An 18,504-nucleotide genomic window follows, 5' to 3' on the forward strand; every position below is an offset into this window, starting at 1 on the left:
CATATGAAAATTGTTTTATTAGGCTATATGGCAAGTGGAAAATCAGCCGTAGGAAAAATTTTAGCAAAAAAAATGAATTTACAATTCATTGATTTAGATGACTTTATTGAGGAAAAGGAACAGCAATCTATCACAGATATATTTAAAACTAAAGGTGAAATATATTTTAGACAGGTTGAAGGTGTGTGTTTACAAGAATTATTAAATTTATCAAAAAAATGTATTATTTCTGTAGGTGGAGGAACTCCTTGTTACGGAAATAACCTAGAATTGATAAAAGAAAAAGCAATTTCGTTCTATTTAAAAGCGTCTATTAACACAATTTTTGAGCGTTTAAAGCACGAAACTTCACAACGACCTTTAGTTGCTACTATAGGTATAGATAATTTACAAGAATATATAGCAAAACATTTATTTGAACGCGCTTCATTTTATGATGAAGCAGATTTCTCAATTGTAGTAAATGATAAAGATTTAAAAGAGATAGTAGGGGAGATTGATGAATTACTCTAAATAAGCATAAGAACTTTCATCGTTAAAAATTACACTTACTCGCTCATGCATTGAAGTTGATAATGACAATCCTTTAAAATCGGCTTTTACAGGGTATTTTTTATGGTTTCTGTTAATTAATACAGCTGTTTTAAAACGCTTTAATGGAACTTCTAAAAAGTGCTTTATACCGTAAATTAAGGTAGAACCTGAACTTAAAACATCATCGACTAACACCAAAGATTTGTTTTTGTAAACATCGGCTGTAATATCGGTTGTGATTTTATTTAAAGGATTTCTCTTGTCAATATGAACCTTACATAAAATAACTTCTAAATCAGAAATTTGATTTAATATTTGAGCGATTTTTTGGGCAAAAATATAGCCATTACCATTAATTCCTGCAATTATAATTTCAGTTTCATTACTGTTAGACTCGTAAATTTGATACGAAATTCTTCTTGTTTTATTTCTAATTTGCTCGTCGGTTAATATTACTGAAGTTTCCATGATGATTATTTTTTTTTCAAATATAAAAAACAATTCTCTACCTTTTCTTGGTTTTATTGAATTATAACATGCTTCTAAGAATTTTATTTCAAATAAAGGATTGAATAAGTTGAAATAACTTTCTTTATTACCTCCAAAAGGAGGTCCGTCTTCTGTTAATTCAAAATCAAATAAAACGCCTACAATTTTTCCGTTTTTGTTTAAGCATTCATGCATTTTAGCTGCATAAGCTTCACGCAAGTTAGGATCTAAAGCACAAAAAAAAGTTTGTTCTATAATTAAATCATAAGTAGCCTTATGTTCAAAAAAATCTTGCTGAATTAAACGTTCTTTCGGAAAGTTTGGAATTCTATTTTTTATATTTAAAAGTGGTTGTTCTGCAATATCCAGTACCGTTAGGTTTGTAAAACCTTTATTATACAAATACTCAATTTCATAACCATTTCCAGCTCCTGGAACTAATATTTTAAGGTTTTTATTGGTTAATTGATCAATATAAAACTTTAATGGTGTTGAAATATATCCAATATCCCAACCCGTTTTTTGGTTTTCATATTTATGCTCCCAATAAGCTTTATTCAAACTATCTTTCATAATTAAATATCATCTTCAGCATAATCATCCAATTCTCTTCGATCTTTTTTGGTGGGTCTGCCAGTACCTTTTTTACGGTAATAATCTTTTGAATATTTTAATAATTCTAATTTCTCAAATGCTTCTGCAGGCGTAGTATCTTTTCGATATAAATCAACTATTTTGGCACCTACACGATTTGCAGGTATATCTAACACTTCAATTTCGTAATTTATTTGATCTTTTCTAACCGAAATTTTATCACCATTATAAGTGATTTTTGAAGGCTTCGCATTGGCATTATTTACTTTAACATGTCCCTTTTTACAGGCTTCTGTAGCTATGTTTCTAGTTTTAAAAAAACGGATACACCACAAATATTTATCAATTCTCATATAATAAAGTTAAATTTAACTTTTAGCTTTTAACAAAGATATGAAAATACTATCTTGCGGCCTTTAAAAATACACTCAATGAAAATTAATAAATTAATAATTTTACTTGCATTTATTTTATCAATAGTAGCCTGTAAAAAAGATGATAAAGATAACTTTGACGCAGCAGAACAAGCTTTAATAGATGATGCAGATTTAATTGAATATTTACAAACACATTATTTAAATGAAGATGATGGAGGTATTTGGACTATAGATAATGGGCAAACACCTTTAATGGATCAGGTTGATGTAGATCTTATTGATTATAATGATATTTCTTATAAATTGTATTATTTGGTTCAAGAAGAAGGAACTACTATTTCACCTACTACAGTTGACTCTGTATTTACAACTTATACAGGTATGCTTTTAGACAGTACTGTTTTTGATTCTAGCTCTTCTTTAGTTTGGTTTAAACTTTCAGCTGTAATTCCAGGATGGAGTTATGGTTTTACAAATTATAAAGGAGGTAATATTATGCAGAATCCTGATGAATCTTTTTATTATGAAGATTATGGTGAAGGTATCTTATTTATTCCTTCAGGTTTAGCTTATGGAAATTCAGTACAATCTTATATTCCTGAAAATTCACCTTTAGTTTTCCAAATTACATTGCAAGATGTTAAACTAACGGATTTAGATAATGATAACGTATTATCTATAGATGAAGATTTAAATGGAAATAGAGATATGACTGATGATGATACTGATGGTGATGGAATTCCTGATTTTGCAGATACTGATGATGATGGTGATGGTATACTAACTAAATATGAGGACATTAATAAAGATGGGAATCCAATGAATGATGATACAGACGGTGATGGAATTCCTAATTATTTAGATACTGACGATACTGAAAGTATTGAAGATTTATAAATAAGAATTTACACACACAAAAAAAGCTTCTCAATTGAGAAGCTTTTTTTGTGTGTTTTAGATGTTATAAGTTTTTATGATTTCTCCATTCAAAATTACTCCTTCTGTGTTGTTTATCAGTATAAACAGAAAATAGCTTAATTTGAATATTTATCATTATTTGACTAGGATTGTATTCCAATAAATCACCAAGGTTTACACCATAGCCATCATATGTCTTAATCATATCAAGCCGTTGTTCTTTAACAGTAGTTAATCCATATTGATATCTGAAATCTATACCAACCCTTCCAAAATCTATTAGTATTCCTGCGCTAATACCAGCTGAAGATGTATTGAATACAAAAGGATCTGCATAACTTGTATCTTGCCAACCCTCTAAAGTTCTATCTGAGATGAAACTAAATACTGGTCCAGCATATATTGCTATAGGCGAGTAAACTTTATAACCAAAAAGTATTGGTATGTCAATTTGCTGTGACTCCCATTGGGCTGGTTTTGTAGGGAATTTGTAACTGTTTTTAAGTGACACATAGTTCGCCTCAGGTCTTATGAAAAAATTATCGAAGCTTATATCAACAAAAACACCAAGCTGGTAACTAATTTCATTTTCGGCTGAATAATATTCATCTAAAACCCCAGGTCCTATAGAGCCTCCAATAGAGTAAAAATCTCCAATATAATTATAGTTAATACCACCTTTTAGCCCAACACCAATTTTTTGAGCATTGGTTAAAGAAATATAAAAAAAGAAAATTAGAATAAAAATAGCTTTTATATTCATGTATTTATGATTTTTGTATAAATATATAAATTTATATTAAACATTAAATTAATAAAAAATCAAAAATTGAATATAAAAGCTATTATTTAATAATAGTTAATAAACCAAGTATATTATTTTTTTTCAGATAATCTGTAAGAAACACCAACCCTAATTTGAGATTGTCTTGTATCTAAAGTAAAATCATCTGCAATATCATCACCAATAAAATTAGCTTCATTTGCATTTATTCCACGGTCGTAAATTACATCAAAACCAAATCTTCCTAGGTTTGCAGAAACCCCAATATTTAAACCAACAGTAACTCCATTTTCAATTTTATCATATTCAAATCCATTTACTTTGTTACTCGTAATAAACTTAAATGCAGGCCCTGCTAACAAATTTAAAGGACCAATTATGCGAATACCGACTAAAACTGGTAAATCAACTGATGACATTTTATATGATTCAGTGGTTCCAATTTCAGAATCTACGGTGTATTTACTTGATGATTGAGAATATACTAATTCAGGTCTAATGTAAATAGGACCAAGGTCTAATTTTCCATAAACCCCAACATTAAATCCAGATTCTCCTTTTCCTTTGTTGTCAATAATATCGCCAGCTTCATTAATTAACTCTCCATTAGAATTATAAAGTAAACTTCCTTTAACACCCCAACTACTTTGGGCGTTTAAAGATGTTAATGTTATTATTAAAATAACCAACAATGCACTACTTTTTTTGATCATAAGCTTCTTTTTTAGGGTTATATTCTTAAAACGGCTTATTATTGAAATTATTTTCGAGAAATTACTTTTTTAGTAGCTTCAACAATTGCCTTATCGTTTAATTTGTATTTTTCCATTAATTGTGCAGGTGTTCCTGATTCACCAAAACTATCATCTACAGCTACAAATTCCTGTGGAACTAAATTGTTTTGCACCAATACACGTGAAACACTTTCACCTAAACCTCCAATAATATTATGCTCTTCAGCAGTAACAATACAACCAGTTTTTGCAACAGATTTTAAAATAGCCTCTTCATCTAAAGGTTTTATAGTGTGAATATTAATTACTTCGGCACTAATTCCCATAGCTTCTAGTTCTTCTGATGCTTTTAAAGCTTCCCATACTAAATGCCCTGTTGCTACAATAGTAACATCAGTTCCTTCAGTTAATTGAACGGCTTTTCCTACTTCAAATTTTTGATCTTCTGGAGTAAAAATTGGTACTACAGGTCTACCAAAACGTAAATAAACAGGACCATCATAATCTGCAATTGCAATAGTAGCAGCTTTTGTTTGGTTGTAATCACAAGTGTTTATCACTGTCATACCAGGTAACATTTTCATTAACCCAATGTCTTCTAAAATTTGATGCGTTGCACCATCTTCACCTAAAGTTAAACCTGCGTGAGAAGCACATATTTTTACATTTTTATCTGAATATGCAACAGACTGACGAATTTGGTCATACACTCTTCCTGTTGAAAAGTTGGCGAAAGTACCCGTAAAAGGAATTTTACCTCCAATAGTTAAACCTGCAGCAATACCAATCATATTTGCTTCAGCAATTCCTATTTGAAAGAAACGTTCTGGATTTTCTTCAATAAATTTTTCCATTTTTAAAGAACCAATCAAATCAGCGCACAATGCAACTACATTTGGGTTTGTTCTTCCTAATTCTGCTAAACCTGCTCCAAAACCTGAACGTGTATCTTTTTGTTCGGTAAATGTGTATTTTTTCATGTTATTGTTTTAAATAAAAAATCTTTCAAAAATAATGATATAAAAAAGACTAGAAACTAAAATTTTAATAATTCTTCATATAATTTATGAACAGGGAAGCCCATAACGTTATAATAACTACCTTCTAGCTTTGTAACGCCTATAAAACCTATCCATTCTTGAATTCCATAGCCTCCAGCTTTGTCAAAAGGTTTATAATTTTCAACATAATAAGTTATTTCTTCCAAAGATAATTGTTTGAAATAGACTTTTGTAACGTCGAAAAACACGTGCTCCTTACGTTTAGATTTTAAGCAAACTGAAGTAATTACTTTATGAGATGAATTTGATAACTGTTGTAGCATTTTAATTGCTTCCTTTTTATCTTTGGGCTTTTCAAGTGGTTTGTTAGCGTGCCAAACAATTGTATCAGACGTTATTACAATTTCGTTTTCATTTAGCTCATTTTCAAAAGCAGCGGCTTTTAATTTGGCTAAATAATTAGTGATTTCTTCAGCTTTTAAATTGGAAGCATAAACCTCTTCAACCTCTTTAATTTTAATTTTAAAATCAACGTCAAGCGATTTAAGAAGTTCTTGTCGCCTTGGTGATTGTGAGGCTAAAATTAATTGATGATTTTTTAATTTTTCTGAAAGCATTTTAATGTAATATTGAAAAAATGATGATTGAATTGATTCCTAAAAACATACAAACTTTTAAAAGTGTACTTATTTTTTGAAATTGTTTCTTGGTTTTTGAAGCGTTTAATTTTACTGAAATATATAACATTGGTAGTACAATGAAAACCACTAAATAAAGCAATGTAAACTTATATTGTTTTGAAAAATGTAATGTAAAATACAATAAAGAAAGTAGTGTAAAACTACATAAAGTTAATGCGAAATTCCGGGCTCTTTTTCTTCCGATTACAATAGGTAATGTATTGTTTTTTAAATTGTAGTCTCCATTTATATCAATTATATCTTTAACTATTTCTCTGGTTAGGTTTAATACAAAAGCAAAGAGTGAAAGCAGTATAATAAATTGAATAATTATAAGTTGCGATTTATTTTGAATAGTGAAATCTATTTCAAAAAGTGGTACTAAAAGTATGCTTAAAGCAATACTAAAAGCAACTGCTAAATTGCCTATAAAAGGTGTTTTTTTTAATTGTTTTGAATAATAATAGAGTAGTATGCTAGTGCCTATAAATAAAAAAGAATACGAAGGTTTTTGGATATTTATAGCAAGTAAAACCCCTAAAATAATTCCGAAGGCATTGGTGATTTTATACCAAGCTTTTGCTTGTTCTACTGTTATTTTGGTTGAAACAATTACTTTAGTTGGTTTGTTAATTTTATCAGCTTTTATATCAAAAATATCATTTATAATATAACCTGCTGCTGTAATAAGTAATACAGATATCAATAAAATTGAAAATTGAAAATTTGATAAAAGCGTATTTAAATTGAAAGAAGGAAATAAAATGTATTTGAGTAAAATGAAAACGTAAGCGATTAAAAATAAATTTCTCCAACGAATTAATTTAAAATACACGCTTAATTTCATTTGTGTTAATTGAAATTTTTCTTAATTCTAGCTAAGTCTTTTTTATTATCACGATCTTTTATTACTTCGCGTTTATCGTAGTTTTTCTTACCTCTACACAATGCAATATTTAATTTTGCCCAGCCTTTATCAGTTAAAAACAGTTTTAGAGGAATAATGGTTAAACCAACATTTTGAACTTCTTTTTGTAGTTTTTTTAGCTCTCCTTTGTTTAACAATAATTTACGTTCACTTTTAGGTGAATGATTGTAGGAATGGCCATACAAATATTCTTCAATAAACATATTTATTACAAAAAGTTCACCTTGTTCATTAAATTCACAAAAGCTTTCGGTAATACGAGCTTTACTCTCTCTAATGGATTTAATTTCAGTTCCTGTTAATTGAATTCCAGCAGTATATTGATCTAAAATCTCGTATTCAAAACGGGCTTTTTTATTTTGTATGTTAATTTTCTTCTGCATATGGCTGCAAATATAGAATAAATTCAAATTGAAACATACATAATAGTCTGTTCAAATTTGAGTTAAAGTTTAATTATTTTGAATGTGGTATTTTTAAAAGCGTGCTATTTTTTATAGTTCCGTTGATAGTTACTATGTATAAATTATCATTATTATTGTCGTTAATAGCTTCGTATACACGTTTTTCTAAAATATCATTTACAAATTTTGGAGTAGTATTGCTGTGACCAACAATTAAAACAGTTTTTCCTTTTGTTTTTGCTTTAAAATCAGCATCGTATAAATTACTAGGATTGTAATATTGTATTTTTAATTGCTTTTTTAAAGCAGTTGGAGTAGCGGTTTGTATGGTTCTATTATAGTTGGTTGAATAAATTAAATCGAAATCTATAGTTTCAAAAACAACACTCCAATTTTCAGCCCTGCTATTTCCTTGTTTGCTTAAATCGGGGTTTTTATTTGTTTTGTCTGTTCTTACTTTTTCTGCGTGCCTAATAAAATAATAAGTAGTTGTCTCGTTTTCTTGTGAAACTATGCATGTTGTATATAAAACTAAGTAGATTAGGAGTATAAACTTTTTCATAAATAATTTAGTTTTAAAACTAATATTCAAAAACAGAAAGACCTAACAGGTTGCTTAAACTTGTTAGGTCTTATTTTTTTTAAAATGATTGTTATTTGTTTCTGAATACAATTTTTTCGTCAAAAGCATCTAATAAAATATGGCTACTAGCTGTAATTTTACCAGATAATATTTCTTTTGAAAGTTCATTTAAAACATCTTTTTGAATGACTCTTTTTACAGGTCTTGCTCCAAACTGTGGATCAAATCCTTTTTCAGCAAGCGATTCAATAGCTTCCTCTGTAAATTCTATTGAAATGTCTTTTTCTTTCAACATTTTAGCTAAACCTTTCAATTGAATTTCTACAATTTGATGAATTTCAGTTTGATTTAAAGGGGTAAACATAATAATTTCATCAATTCTATTTAAAAATTCAGGGCGCACGGTTTGTTTTAACAATCCTAAAACTTCCACCTTTGTAGTTTCGGTAATTTGCACTCGATTTTCCATATCCATTTTACTAAACTTCTCTTGAATAATATGCGCTCCCATATTTGAAGTCATGATAATAATGGTATTTTTAAAATCTGCAATACGACCTTTATTATCTGTTAACCTTCCTTCGTCTAATACTTGCAATAAAATATTAAAGGTATCAGGATGTGCTTTTTCAATCTCATCTAATAAAATTACTGAATATGGTTTTCTTCTTACAGCCTCAGTTAATTGCCCACCTTCATCGTAACCAACGTATCCTGGAGGTGCACCAATTAATCTACTTACAGCATGTCGCTCTTGATATTCACTCATATCAATACGTGTCATAGAATTTTCATCATCAAATAAATATTCAGCCAATGCTTTTGCAAGTTCAGTTTTCCCAACTCCAGTTGTTCCTAAAAATAAGAACGACCCCAAAGGTTTTTTGGTATCTTGTAATCCGGCTCTTGAGCGTCTTACAGCATCTGAAACAGCAACAATAGCCTCTTCTTGACCAACAACTCTGTTATGTAATTCAACTTCTAAGTGCAATAGTTTTTCACGATCACTTTGCAACATTTTTGTAACTGGAATGCCTGTCCATTTTGCAACCACTTCAGCAATATCATCACGAGTAACTTCTTCTTTTATTAAAGCAGTTTCAGAGTTTTCATCCAATTCTTTTTGAAGTTCATCTAAATGTTCTTGCTCTTCTTTAATTTTACCATACCTAATTTCAGCTACCTTACCATAATCACCTTCACGCTCAGCACGTTCAGCTTCAAGTTTGAAATTTTCCATGGTTTCTTTACTTTCTTGAATGGCATCTACCAAGTCTTTTTCACTGCTCCATTTTGCACTAATTTCATTTCTTTCTTCTTTTAAATTAGCCAATTCTTTTTTTAGAAGCGTTAATTTTTTCTCATCTTTTTCACGTTTAATGGCTTCAAGTTCAATTTCAAATTGCATAATTTTTCGATCCAACACATCTAATTCTTCAGGTTTTGAATTGATTTCCATACGCAGTTTAGCCGCAGCTTCATCCATTAAATCAATGGCTTTATCTGGTAAAAAACGATTTGAAATATAGCGTTGCGATAATTCTACCGAAGCAATAATGGCTTCATCTTTAATTTGAACTTTATGGTGTTGTTCGTACTTATCTTTAATTCCACGTAAAATTGAAATGGCACTTTCTGTATCAGGTTCGTCCACAATTACTTTTTGAAACCTTCGCTCTAAAGCTTTGTCCTTTTCAAAATATTTTTGATATTCATCTAGGGTAGTGGCTCCAATTGCACGCAGTTCTCCACGCGCTAAAGCAGGTTTTAAAATATTGGCAGCATCCATTGCACCTTGCCCACCACCAGCACCAACAAGTGTGTGAATTTCATCAATAAACAATACAATTTCTCCGTTTGCTGATGTTACTTCTTTAATAACGGCTTTTAGACGCTCTTCAAATTCACCTTTATATTTTGCACCTGCAATTAAGGCACCCATATCTAAAGAATAAATTTGTTTACCCTTCAAATTTTCAGGAATATCTCCTTTAATAATTCTGTGCGCTAAACCTTCAGCAATGGCAGTTTTACCTGTGCCTGGCTCACCAACAAGCATTGGATTGTTTTTAGTTCTACGTGAAAGTATTTGAAGAATTCTTCTTATTTCTTCATCACGACCAATCACGGGATCTAATTTCCCGTCTTTAGCTAATTGGTTTAAATTTTTAGCATATTTATTTAAAGAATTGTAGGTTTCTTCAGCACTTTGTGATGTAACATTACCGCCTTGTCTTAATTCATCAATTGCTGCTTTTAAATGTTTTTCGGTTACACCTTGATCTTTTAAAAGTTGAGATACCGTGTCTTTATTATTTAAAATAGCGATTAATAAATGTTCTATTGAAACATACTCATCCTTCATTTTTTTTGCTTCACTTGAAGCATTGTTCAGCATTTTTGAGGCATCGCGAGAAAGCATAATATCTCCTCCTGAAACCTTTGAATAGCTTTCAATTATTTTGTCGATCAAGCTTTTGAGCAAATCGATGTTAACACCCAGTTTTTTTAAAATAAAAGGAGTTACATTTTCATCAACTTCAAAAATACCTTTTAATATATGTGAGTTTTCTATCTGTTGATTTTCAAAACTTTGCGCAATTTGCTGTCCTTGCTGTACAGCTTCTTGCGATTTAATTGTAAATTTATTAAAGTTCATAACGTTTTATATTTTTTGTATTTATATTTGTCACTTCAATTAATATTCCATTTGATTAAAATGGCGTAAAAACGACAAAAAGTCTTGTTTTACAAGGGTTTAAATGTCATTTTGTCTTCAGTAACTATAAAATTAAAACAATGAGTTTTCTTAAAAATATATTTAATTCTAGTGATTCTAATGAAAAGCAACCAACTATTAATTGGATTCCTTTAACAAAAATTATGCAATTAGATGAAATTATGAATGCATCTAATAAAAAACCTGTTCTTATTTTTAAACACAGTACAAGATGTGGAATTAGCAGAATGGCGCTTAAAAATTTTGAAAGAAGTTTTGATATTGAAAATGAACAGTTAGCTATTTATCTGTTAGATTTAATACAATTTAGAACAATTTCAAATGAAATTGCTTCAAAATTTAATGTGCAACACCAATCACCACAAGCGATTGTAGTTTATCAAGAAAAAGTTGTTTACAACGATTCTCATTATGGCATTTCAGTGGAGGCCATAAAAAAAGCGATTTAAACAAATCGCTTTTAAAATTAAATTTTATGACGAATAATTATTTGTCGTATTTTTTCTTTTAAATTTTCACCGCTATCATAAACCATTTGTTCATTACTTGGAAAAGGAATAAATTGGTTTCGGGTTAAGTATAACTCATCTTTATTTAAAGCTCTTTTATCACCTTTAGTATTCGCGAATATATTTTCAAAAATAAATTCACTAGCTAATGGAAATGATTGGGTTGTTTGCTGATTTGCTAAGTTTAAATAATTAATTTGTCCAATAACTTGAGTAGATTTGGTTTGTGTTACCATATTTAATTTACACTTTACTCTTTTATACACATCAACTTTAATCTTATTTCCTAAAGAATCTTTTTGAATTTCTCCTTGTTTATTTTTTAAATATTCCCAACCATCAATTATGTTATTTTCTCTAATAACTTCTTTTTCTTTTACAAACTCAGGTGAAATATTAATTTCTTGTAAAAATATTTTTAGGCTGTAATCATATGTTAAATTGGATTGTTTTTTTGAATGATAAACAGTCCATAAATCATTTAAATTGTAGGTGTTAAAATTTAATAAATCTGTTTCTAACTTTACAGGAATAATTTTATTTGAATTATTTAACATAGAAACAATCACAAAATTAGTACCTAAAGTGTGCGCTTCATTTATTAATGAGTTGGTTTCTTTATAATTAGGATTGATACTTTGTAGGTAAATTAAATCATCATAAACAGCTCTAAAATCATATTTATTTTCAGAAGAATTCAAAACCGAAATTGCATTTGTGTACAAATATTCTGAATATTGGTTTTTAGCAGTTATTAGTTTAGTAGTATAATTTGAAAACTTAAAATTAGCTTCTCTATTACTTTCCGCAATGGTTAATGGAAGTAAAGGCCTTATAGATTCTTGTCTGTTGTTTAAAGCTTTGTAGGTATTGTATATTTCTTCCAAATTTGAAGGATTATTTTCTTGTTTTAAAAAATCCAAACGTCTTAAATCTCTTTCATTAGCTTTAGCATACGCTTCTTCTAACATAATTATATAAGGTTGATTTCCTTTTTTAAATTTATTTTCGCGTAAGTTTTTTAATGAAATAGCTATGGCGTTATCAAAATTTCCATAATTAATAGCTTCTTGCGTTTTTTTAACACTGCTACAACTTAGTAATGTAGTTGCAACAAATAATAGGAGTAATTTTAATTTCATAAGTAGGGTTTAATGGTTTGAAGTTTGTTTAATTACAAATTCAGTGCCAAAATTAAACTAAATAACCCTGAAAAAAAATGAATTTTCAGGGTTATTTAGTTTAAAAAAAGAGCTGTTTGTTAAAACTCAATTGCTGGTAAAATTTTGCCTGTACATTTTCCAAAACCTATGCGACCTTGTTCATTTTCACAATATCCTCTAATAATTACATTGTCGCTATCATTTACAAAGCTACGTTTAGTTCCATCTTTTAGGGTAATAGGTTCTTCGCCATCTTTGGTGATTTCTAATAATGAGCCATAACTATCTTTTGTTGGGCCAGAAAGTGTTCCGCTAGACATTAAATCACCAGCTCTAACACTACAACCATTTATAGTTAAATGTGCTAGTTGTTGAGACATAGACCAATAAATATCTTTAAAGTTTGATTCACTTAAATTATTTAAATCACCATTTTCAGTTTCAATAAAAGTTTGAAGTTTTATATCGAAGGCATTTTTATCTGACGTTTGTTTTAAATAGGGTAATAATTGAATGTTTTGTATTTCGTGGTTAGGGTTTTCACATCTATACGGTTCTAATGCGTCTAAAGTAACTATCCAAGGAGAAATTGTTGTGGCAAAGCTTTTGCTTGCAGCTGGACTTAAAGGTTTTGTCTCCCATTTTTGAAAATCTCTAGCACTCCAGTCATTCATTAAAACCATTCCAAAAATATACTCTTCAGCTTCATTTACAGGAATTGGTTCCCCAAAATGGTTTGCAGCTGTGGTTATAAAGGCTGTTTCTAATTCTAAATCAATTTTTTTAGAAGCTCCAAATATAGGAGTCGTTTTTCCGTCAGAAATAGTTTGTCCTAATGGTCTTTTAATATTTGTTCCTGAAACAATAACGGTTGATGAACGCTGATTAAATGCAAGTGGCATATGCAACCAATTGGATTCTATTTCAGTATTTTTAAAATTAAATATATTAGAGATGTTGTTTGCATGATGTTTACTTGAAAAGAAGCCTGTAAAATCACCTACATCAATAGGTAACAGCATTTCAACTTCATTTACATCAAATATAATTACATCTCTATGTTCAGCATTATCACGTAATATTGAATTTTTTTCATCAAAAACTTCAGCAATTCTATTGCGCACTAAGCGCCAGGTTTTCCTTCCGTCAGCAATAAAATCATTTAAAGAATCTTGCATAAAAATATCATCGGTCAAAGCAATGTCTTTAAAATATCCTAATTGATGAAATGCGCCTAAATCTATGGCGTATTCACCAATACGTGTTCCTATTGTAATAATATCATCTTTTGTTATAAATACGCCAAATGGTATATTTTGTATTGGGAAATCGCATTCAGTGTTCCCATTTAACCAAGATTTTCTGTTTGGATCGTTCGCAGCTATTTTCATATGTTGATAAACTAAGGTATTTAGTTAATATATTTCTTATCAAATATATAAGTTTCTTATTAAAAGCAAAATGAAATTACTATTTTTGCGAGAAATTTAACTTTTAAAAAAGTAATATACAATGCAACGTGATCAAATTATTTTCGATTTAATTGAAGACGAAAGAGAAAGACAAACAAAAGGATTAGAATTAATTGCTTCAGAAAACTTTGTAAGTGACGAAGTTATGGAAGCGCAAGGTTCAATTTTAACCAATAAATATGCTGAAGGTTATCCTAACAAACGTTACTATGGTGGTTGCGAAGTTGTTGATATTATTGAACAAATAGCCATTGATAGAGCCAAAGAACTTTTTGGAGCTGAATATGTAAATGTACAACCACACTCTGGATCACAAGCAAATACAGCTGTTTATGCGGCTTGTTTAAAGCCAGGAGATACAATTTTAGGTTTTGATTTGTCTCATGGTGGGCATTTAACACATGGTTCTCCTGTAAATTTTTCTGGTAAATTATACAATCCCGTTTTTTACGGAGTAGATAAAGCAACAGGAACAATTGATTACAAGCATTTAGAAGAACAAGCTAAAGAGCACAAACCAAAATTAATTATTGCTGGTGCTTCTGCATATTCGAGAGATATAGATTTTGAAAAATTTAGAGAAATTGCTGATGAAGTTGGAGCAATTTTAATGGCCGATATTTCACATCCTGCTGGTTTAATTGCAAAAGGTATTTTAAACGATCCTATTCCTCATTGTCATATTGTTACTTCAACAACACATAAAACATTACGTGGACCTCGTGGAGGTATTATTATGATTGGTAAAGACTTTGAAAATCCGTTCGGACAAAAATTAAAAAACGGAAATTTAAAGAAAATGTCTACACTTATTAATTCATCTGTTTTCCCTGGAAATCAAGGTGGGCCTTTAGAGCACGTAATTGCTGCTAAAGCAGTTGCTTTTGGAGAGGCTTTAACTGATGAGTTTTTACATTACCAAATTCAAGTTAAGAAAAATGCAGCGGCTATGGCTGAAGCTTTTGTTGCAAAAGGATATAAAATTATTTCAGGAGGAACGGATAACCACTGTATGCTTATTGATTTAAGAAGTAAAGGTATAAGCGGGAAAGATGCTGAAAATGCATTAACAAAAGCTGATATTACTGTAAATAAAAATATGGTTCCGTTTGATGATAAATCGCCATTTGTAACTTCAGGTATTAGAATTGGTACTGCTGCAGTTACTACGCGTGGTTTAGTTGAATCTGATATGCCTTCAATAGTTGAATTGATTAATGAAGTTGTTGAAAACCATGAAGATGAAGCTAAATTAGAAGCAGTTGCATTAAAAGTTAATGAAATGATGTCTAACAGACCATTATTTAAAATGTAAAAAATGATGAAAGAAATATTAGTAATAGTTGTAATTGTATGTTTTTCTTTTACTGTAAAAGCACAAGATGATGCATTTACAAATGATGCTGCAAAATTAGTTGAAGTAATTTCAGAAAATGCATTTAAGCCTTATGTAGCTCAATTTACAGCAATGATCCCTGCTGAAAAACAAGCTATTTTTAAAGAAGAATTAATTGCTACTTTTCCTGAGTTATATAATGCAATGGCTGTAATTTATATGGATACATTTACCCATGACGAAATTAAAGAATTATTAGCTTTTTATGCAACACCTGTTGGAAAAAAATTAGCTGATAAATCTGGTGAATTAGCCCAAAAAGGTATGACTGCAGGTCAATCTTGGGGTATGAAAGTACAAGAGATTATGGCAAAATATAAGTAATAAACACTTATTTATCTATATTAAATCCCGCCATTGTGCGGGATTTTTTTTAACTTATTACAAATTGGGGTAGAATAATAATTATTTAAAGCTCTAAGTTTGGAAGTCTTTTAAGTGAAGTAATTTTAATAAACTTATTAATATTTCATTTTTACTATTATATTTGTTAAAACATAAAAATTTAAATAAATTATGAAAAACTTTTTTAATAAAGCAGCATTATTAGTTGTTTGTTTAATTATGAGCAATAGTTTAAAAGCTCAAATTACTTTTGATTTTGATAAAGATGTAGATTTTACTCAATATAAAACATATAGTTTTGGTGGTTGGCAACAAGACAGTGAAAAATTAATAAATGATATTGATAAGAAAAGAATTTTGCAATCTTTTAAATCAGAACTTTTACAAAGAGATTTAGATTATGAGTTAGCTGAGGCAGACTTAGTAATAACATTATTTTTAGTTATTGATGAAAAAACAAGTACAACAGCTTATACCGATTATATGGGAGCAGGAATGGGATATGGATATGGCTACGGAGGCGGCCGTTATGGTGGATATTACAGACCAGCTTGGGGTTGGGGTGGAGGATACTCTACAACTTCTTACAGTGAAAAGGATTATAAAGTAGGTACTTTTGTTGTTGATATTTACGATGCAAAAACTAAAAAATTAATTTGGCAAGGAGTTTCTCAAAAAACAATTAACGAGAATGGAAGTAAAAGAGCTAAAACAATTCCTAAAAATGTAGGAAAACTTATGAAAAAATATCCTGTTGCTAAAAAGAAAAAATAATTTATAACTTTTTTTAAAAAACTCCCAAAGTATGATTCTTTTGGAGTTTTTTCGTTTATTTACTTTAAAAATGTATTAAATTATAATAGCTAATCACTTTTATTACTAATAATTATAATATTATTTACATAAAAAAAACTATTTTTTTATGCAAACATTCTTCAAAACTTAAATACATCAAAATGACCAAAAAACATGTTTTAGCACTATTTTTAACGTTGTTTGCTTTTCAATTAACCCAAAGTCAAGTTTTAATTTCTTTACTATTAGGCGATAAATTAAATACCGGAAAAATTAGTTTTGGTTTGGAAGGTGGATATAATTTATCGAATATTTCAAACTTAGAAGGAGCCAAAGCAGCTTCAAATTTTAATTTAGGTTTTTATTTTGATTTATTATTAAAAGAAAATAAAAACTGGTTTGTACATACGGGTGTTATTGTAAAATCAACAATGGGAGCTAATATTGATGCTTATCCTTTAAATGATGAGTCTTTAGATAATCTGTTTGAAGATGCTGATGTTAGAAGGAAAATAAACGCATTTAACATACCAATCTTAGCTAGATATAAGTTTAAAAATAATTTATTTGTTGAATTGGGTCCAATGATTGGTTTTATGCTAAAAAAATCACACGATGAGTTTACGGCTATAAATCTTGAAGATAAAGAGGATGAATTACAATATAATCGTAAAATTAGAGATGATCATAAATTATTTGATTTGGGAGCACAAGTAGGGTTAGGTTATCAATTAAAAGCAATGCATGGAATGAGCGTAGCTGTTAAATATTATCAAGGAGTTGTTGATATTAATAAAGAAGCTATGGATAAAGCACATTATAATAATTCGTTTTATGTAGTTGCAAGTATTCCAATTGGAGCTGGAGAAAAAGCACAAGCTAAAAATGAAGCAGCTAAAGCTAAAAAAGAAGCTAAAAAAGCTTCAAAAGAAAAAGCTATAAATAATATATAGGACTTTATAAATAATTTTTAACCAATGCATAAAGATATTTCAAATCTAAGTAAAATACCAGTAGTAGTAATTGCAGCTTCATTTGTAATTGTTATTACAGGTTTAATACAAGCTATTTCAATTGTTAATCCAATTTTAATGGCTCTTTTTATTAGTATTATTTGTGCGCAACCAATTTTATGGTTACAGACAAAAAAAGTACCTCAAACATTGGCTGTCTTTATAGTATTATTTTTAATTGTAGCTATTTTTATTGGTTTTAGTGAATTAATAGGAGCATCATTATCTTCATTTTCTGAAAATGCAAGTGTATATGAAGATAATTTAAGAGCTATGGTTAAAACGGTTGTTGAATTTACAAATTCCTTGGGATTAAATATATCGTTCACTAAGGTGTCAAGTATGTTTGATGTTTCAAAAGTTATGAATTTAACAGCTAGCATGTTAGGTCAGTTAGGTAGTATTATGGGAAATGTACTTACTATTTTTTTCTTGGCTTTATTTTTATTGTTTGAATTAGATTCCTTAGAAATTAAATCAAAACTGGTATTTAAAGAGGCTACAACGCGTAAATATATTTTTTCAATTTTTAAAAGTATACGACATTATTTATCAATTAAAACAGTTACAAGTTTAATAACAGGAGTATTTGTATGGATTGCTCTTGAAATAACAGGTTTAGATTATGCTATTATATGGGGGCTTATAGCTTTTTTATTAAATTATATTCCAAACATTGGTTCAATAGTAGCTGCCATACCGGCTGTGTTATTTGCTTTAATTCAGTTAGGTTTTGTTGGTGTTTTATGGACTAGTAGTATATTTATTGCTGTAAATATGATTGTAGGTAATATTATTGAACCTAAAATGATGGGTAGTGGCTTAGGACTTTCAACCTATGTTGTTTTTGTTTCTTTACTAGTTTGGGGTTTTATTTTAGGTACTGTTGGTATGTTTTTATCCGTTCCATTAACTATGGCTATAAAAATTATGTTAGAACAGAATAAACGAACTGAGTGGATTGCAATTTTATTGGGTTCAAGGGAAGAGGCTATTACTATTTTAGAAAATGAAAACCAATAAAATTATTTTATGCTAAACCTTA

General features: G+C 29.2%; 20 protein-coding genes and 1 pseudogene. 8 read left to right on the top strand and 13 right to left on the bottom strand.

Features of this window, described 5'->3' with window-relative positions; translation table 11 throughout:
* The first annotated feature begins 3 nt into the window (after positions 1-3).
* Complete coding sequence (locus CHB67_RS02025) at positions 4-513, top strand: shikimate kinase (RefSeq protein WP_089380060.1); 510 nt, start codon at positions 4-6, stop codon at positions 511-513.
* Here the strand turns inward: CHB67_RS02025 and CHB67_RS17110 are convergent.
* The 3 genes and pseudogenes from CHB67_RS17110 to CHB67_RS02035 form a co-directional block, all read right to left on the bottom strand.
* A complete protein-coding gene (locus CHB67_RS17110) occupies positions 505-1,002 on the bottom strand; it encodes a phosphoribosyltransferase family protein (RefSeq protein ID WP_176461197.1) in 498 nt (165 codons plus the stop codon). The genes CHB67_RS02025 and CHB67_RS17110 overlap by 9 nt on opposite strands.
* Before the next feature lie 51 nt (positions 1,003-1,053).
* Positions 1,054-1,596, bottom strand: a pseudogene (locus tag CHB67_RS17115) (SAM-dependent methyltransferase); the annotation flags it as partial.
* 2 nt (positions 1,597-1,598) lie between these two features.
* Entirely contained in the window at positions 1,599-1,970 is a 372-nt protein-coding gene (locus CHB67_RS02035) for an RNA-binding S4 domain-containing protein (RefSeq protein ID WP_089380062.1), read from the bottom strand.
* A gap of 78 nt (positions 1,971-2,048) precedes the next feature.
* Here CHB67_RS02035 and CHB67_RS02040 point away from each other — a divergent pair, with 78 nt between their 5' ends.
* On the top strand, positions 2,049-2,891 hold the full coding sequence (locus tag CHB67_RS02040; RefSeq protein WP_089380063.1) for an FKBP-type peptidyl-prolyl cis-trans isomerase: 843 nt from the start codon (positions 2,049-2,051) through the stop codon (positions 2,889-2,891).
* 64 nt (positions 2,892-2,955) lie between these two features.
* On the opposite strand, the gene CHB67_RS02045 is transcribed toward CHB67_RS02040, so the two are convergent.
* The 8 genes from CHB67_RS02045 to clpB all read right to left on the bottom strand — a co-directional run bounded on the left by CHB67_RS02045 (position 2,956) and on the right by clpB (position 10,685).
* The gene (locus tag CHB67_RS02045) at positions 2,956-3,675 is read right to left on the bottom strand and encodes a porin family protein (protein WP_089380064.1); all 720 of its coding nucleotides are present in this window, start codon (positions 3,673-3,675) and stop codon (positions 2,956-2,958) included.
* 113 nt (positions 3,676-3,788) lie between these two features.
* Positions 3,789-4,409: an outer membrane beta-barrel protein gene (locus CHB67_RS02050; RefSeq protein WP_089380065.1), complete on the bottom strand. Its 621-nt coding sequence runs from the start codon at positions 4,407-4,409 to the stop codon at positions 3,789-3,791.
* A 47-nt stretch (positions 4,410-4,456) separates the two neighbouring features.
* Positions 4,457-5,410 (bottom strand): transketolase family protein, encoded by a 954-nt coding sequence (locus CHB67_RS02055; protein WP_089380066.1) that lies wholly within the window; start codon positions 5,408-5,410, stop codon positions 4,457-4,459.
* A 56-nt stretch (positions 5,411-5,466) separates the two neighbouring features.
* Positions 5,467-6,048, bottom strand: a complete 582-nt coding sequence (locus tag CHB67_RS02060) for a Maf-like protein (protein WP_089380067.1) — start codon at positions 6,046-6,048, stop codon at positions 5,467-5,469.
* Between the two features lies 1 nt (position 6,049).
* The gene (locus tag CHB67_RS02065) at positions 6,050-6,958 is read right to left on the bottom strand and encodes a geranylgeranylglycerol-phosphate geranylgeranyltransferase (protein ID WP_089380068.1); all 909 of its coding nucleotides are present in this window, start codon (positions 6,956-6,958) and stop codon (positions 6,050-6,052) included.
* A 5-nt stretch (positions 6,959-6,963) separates the two neighbouring features.
* Positions 6,964-7,422: an SsrA-binding protein SmpB gene (gene smpB / locus CHB67_RS02070; RefSeq protein WP_089380069.1), complete on the bottom strand. Its 459-nt coding sequence runs from the start codon at positions 7,420-7,422 to the stop codon at positions 6,964-6,966.
* A 73-nt stretch (positions 7,423-7,495) separates the two neighbouring features.
* On the bottom strand, positions 7,496-8,005 hold the full coding sequence (locus tag CHB67_RS02075) for a histidine phosphatase family protein (protein ID WP_089380070.1): 510 nt from the start codon (positions 8,003-8,005) through the stop codon (positions 7,496-7,498).
* 91 nt (positions 8,006-8,096) lie between these two features.
* Positions 8,097-10,685: an ATP-dependent chaperone ClpB gene (gene clpB, locus CHB67_RS02080; RefSeq protein ID WP_089380071.1), complete on the bottom strand. Its 2,589-nt coding sequence runs from the start codon at positions 10,683-10,685 to the stop codon at positions 8,097-8,099.
* Between the two features lie 140 nt (positions 10,686-10,825).
* On the opposite strand from clpB, the gene ytxJ reads away from it, so the two are divergent.
* The gene (gene ytxJ, locus CHB67_RS02085; protein WP_089380072.1) at positions 10,826-11,215 is read left to right on the top strand and encodes a bacillithiol system redox-active protein YtxJ; all 390 of its coding nucleotides are present in this window, start codon (positions 10,826-10,828) and stop codon (positions 11,213-11,215) included.
* Positions 11,216-11,232: 17 nt separating this feature from the next.
* On the opposite strand, the gene CHB67_RS02090 is transcribed toward ytxJ, so the two are convergent.
* Both CHB67_RS02090 and fahA read right to left on the bottom strand, forming a co-directional pair.
* Positions 11,233-12,417 carry a hypothetical protein gene (locus CHB67_RS02090; RefSeq protein ID WP_089380073.1) on the bottom strand — a complete coding sequence of 395 codons (1,185 nt, stop codon included), beginning with the start codon at positions 12,415-12,417 and terminating at the stop codon, positions 11,233-11,235.
* Positions 12,418-12,536: 119 nt separating this feature from the next.
* Positions 12,537-13,829: a fumarylacetoacetase gene (gene fahA / locus CHB67_RS02095; protein WP_089380074.1), complete on the bottom strand. Its 1,293-nt coding sequence runs from the start codon at positions 13,827-13,829 to the stop codon at positions 12,537-12,539.
* Between the two features lie 121 nt (positions 13,830-13,950).
* Between fahA and CHB67_RS02100 the strand changes: the two genes are divergently transcribed.
* The 5 genes from CHB67_RS02100 (at position 13,951) to CHB67_RS02120 (ending at position 18,482) form a co-directional block, all read left to right on the top strand.
* Positions 13,951-15,225 carry a serine hydroxymethyltransferase gene (locus CHB67_RS02100; protein WP_089380075.1) on the top strand — a complete coding sequence of 425 codons (1,275 nt, stop codon included), beginning with the start codon at positions 13,951-13,953 and terminating at the stop codon, positions 15,223-15,225.
* Positions 15,226-15,228: 3 nt separating this feature from the next.
* Positions 15,229-15,630 (top strand): DUF2059 domain-containing protein, encoded by a 402-nt coding sequence (locus CHB67_RS02105; RefSeq protein ID WP_089380076.1) that lies wholly within the window; start codon positions 15,229-15,231, stop codon positions 15,628-15,630.
* Between the two features lie 192 nt (positions 15,631-15,822).
* Positions 15,823-16,425, top strand: coding sequence for a DUF4136 domain-containing protein (locus tag CHB67_RS02110; RefSeq protein WP_089380077.1), 603 nt, complete (start codon positions 15,823-15,825; stop codon positions 16,423-16,425).
* Between the two features lie 182 nt (positions 16,426-16,607).
* Positions 16,608-17,399 carry a porin family protein gene (locus tag CHB67_RS02115; protein WP_089380078.1) on the top strand — a complete coding sequence of 264 codons (792 nt, stop codon included), beginning with the start codon at positions 16,608-16,610 and terminating at the stop codon, positions 17,397-17,399.
* Between the two features lie 24 nt (positions 17,400-17,423).
* Positions 17,424-18,482: an AI-2E family transporter gene (locus tag CHB67_RS02120; RefSeq protein ID WP_089380079.1), complete on the top strand. Its 1,059-nt coding sequence runs from the start codon at positions 17,424-17,426 to the stop codon at positions 18,480-18,482.
* Positions 18,483-18,504: the final 22 nt, after the last annotated feature.

This window comes from Lutibacter agarilyticus, assembly GCF_900188235.1.
Taxonomy (GTDB): Bacteria; Bacteroidota; Bacteroidia; order Flavobacteriales; family Flavobacteriaceae; genus Lutibacter; species Lutibacter agarilyticus.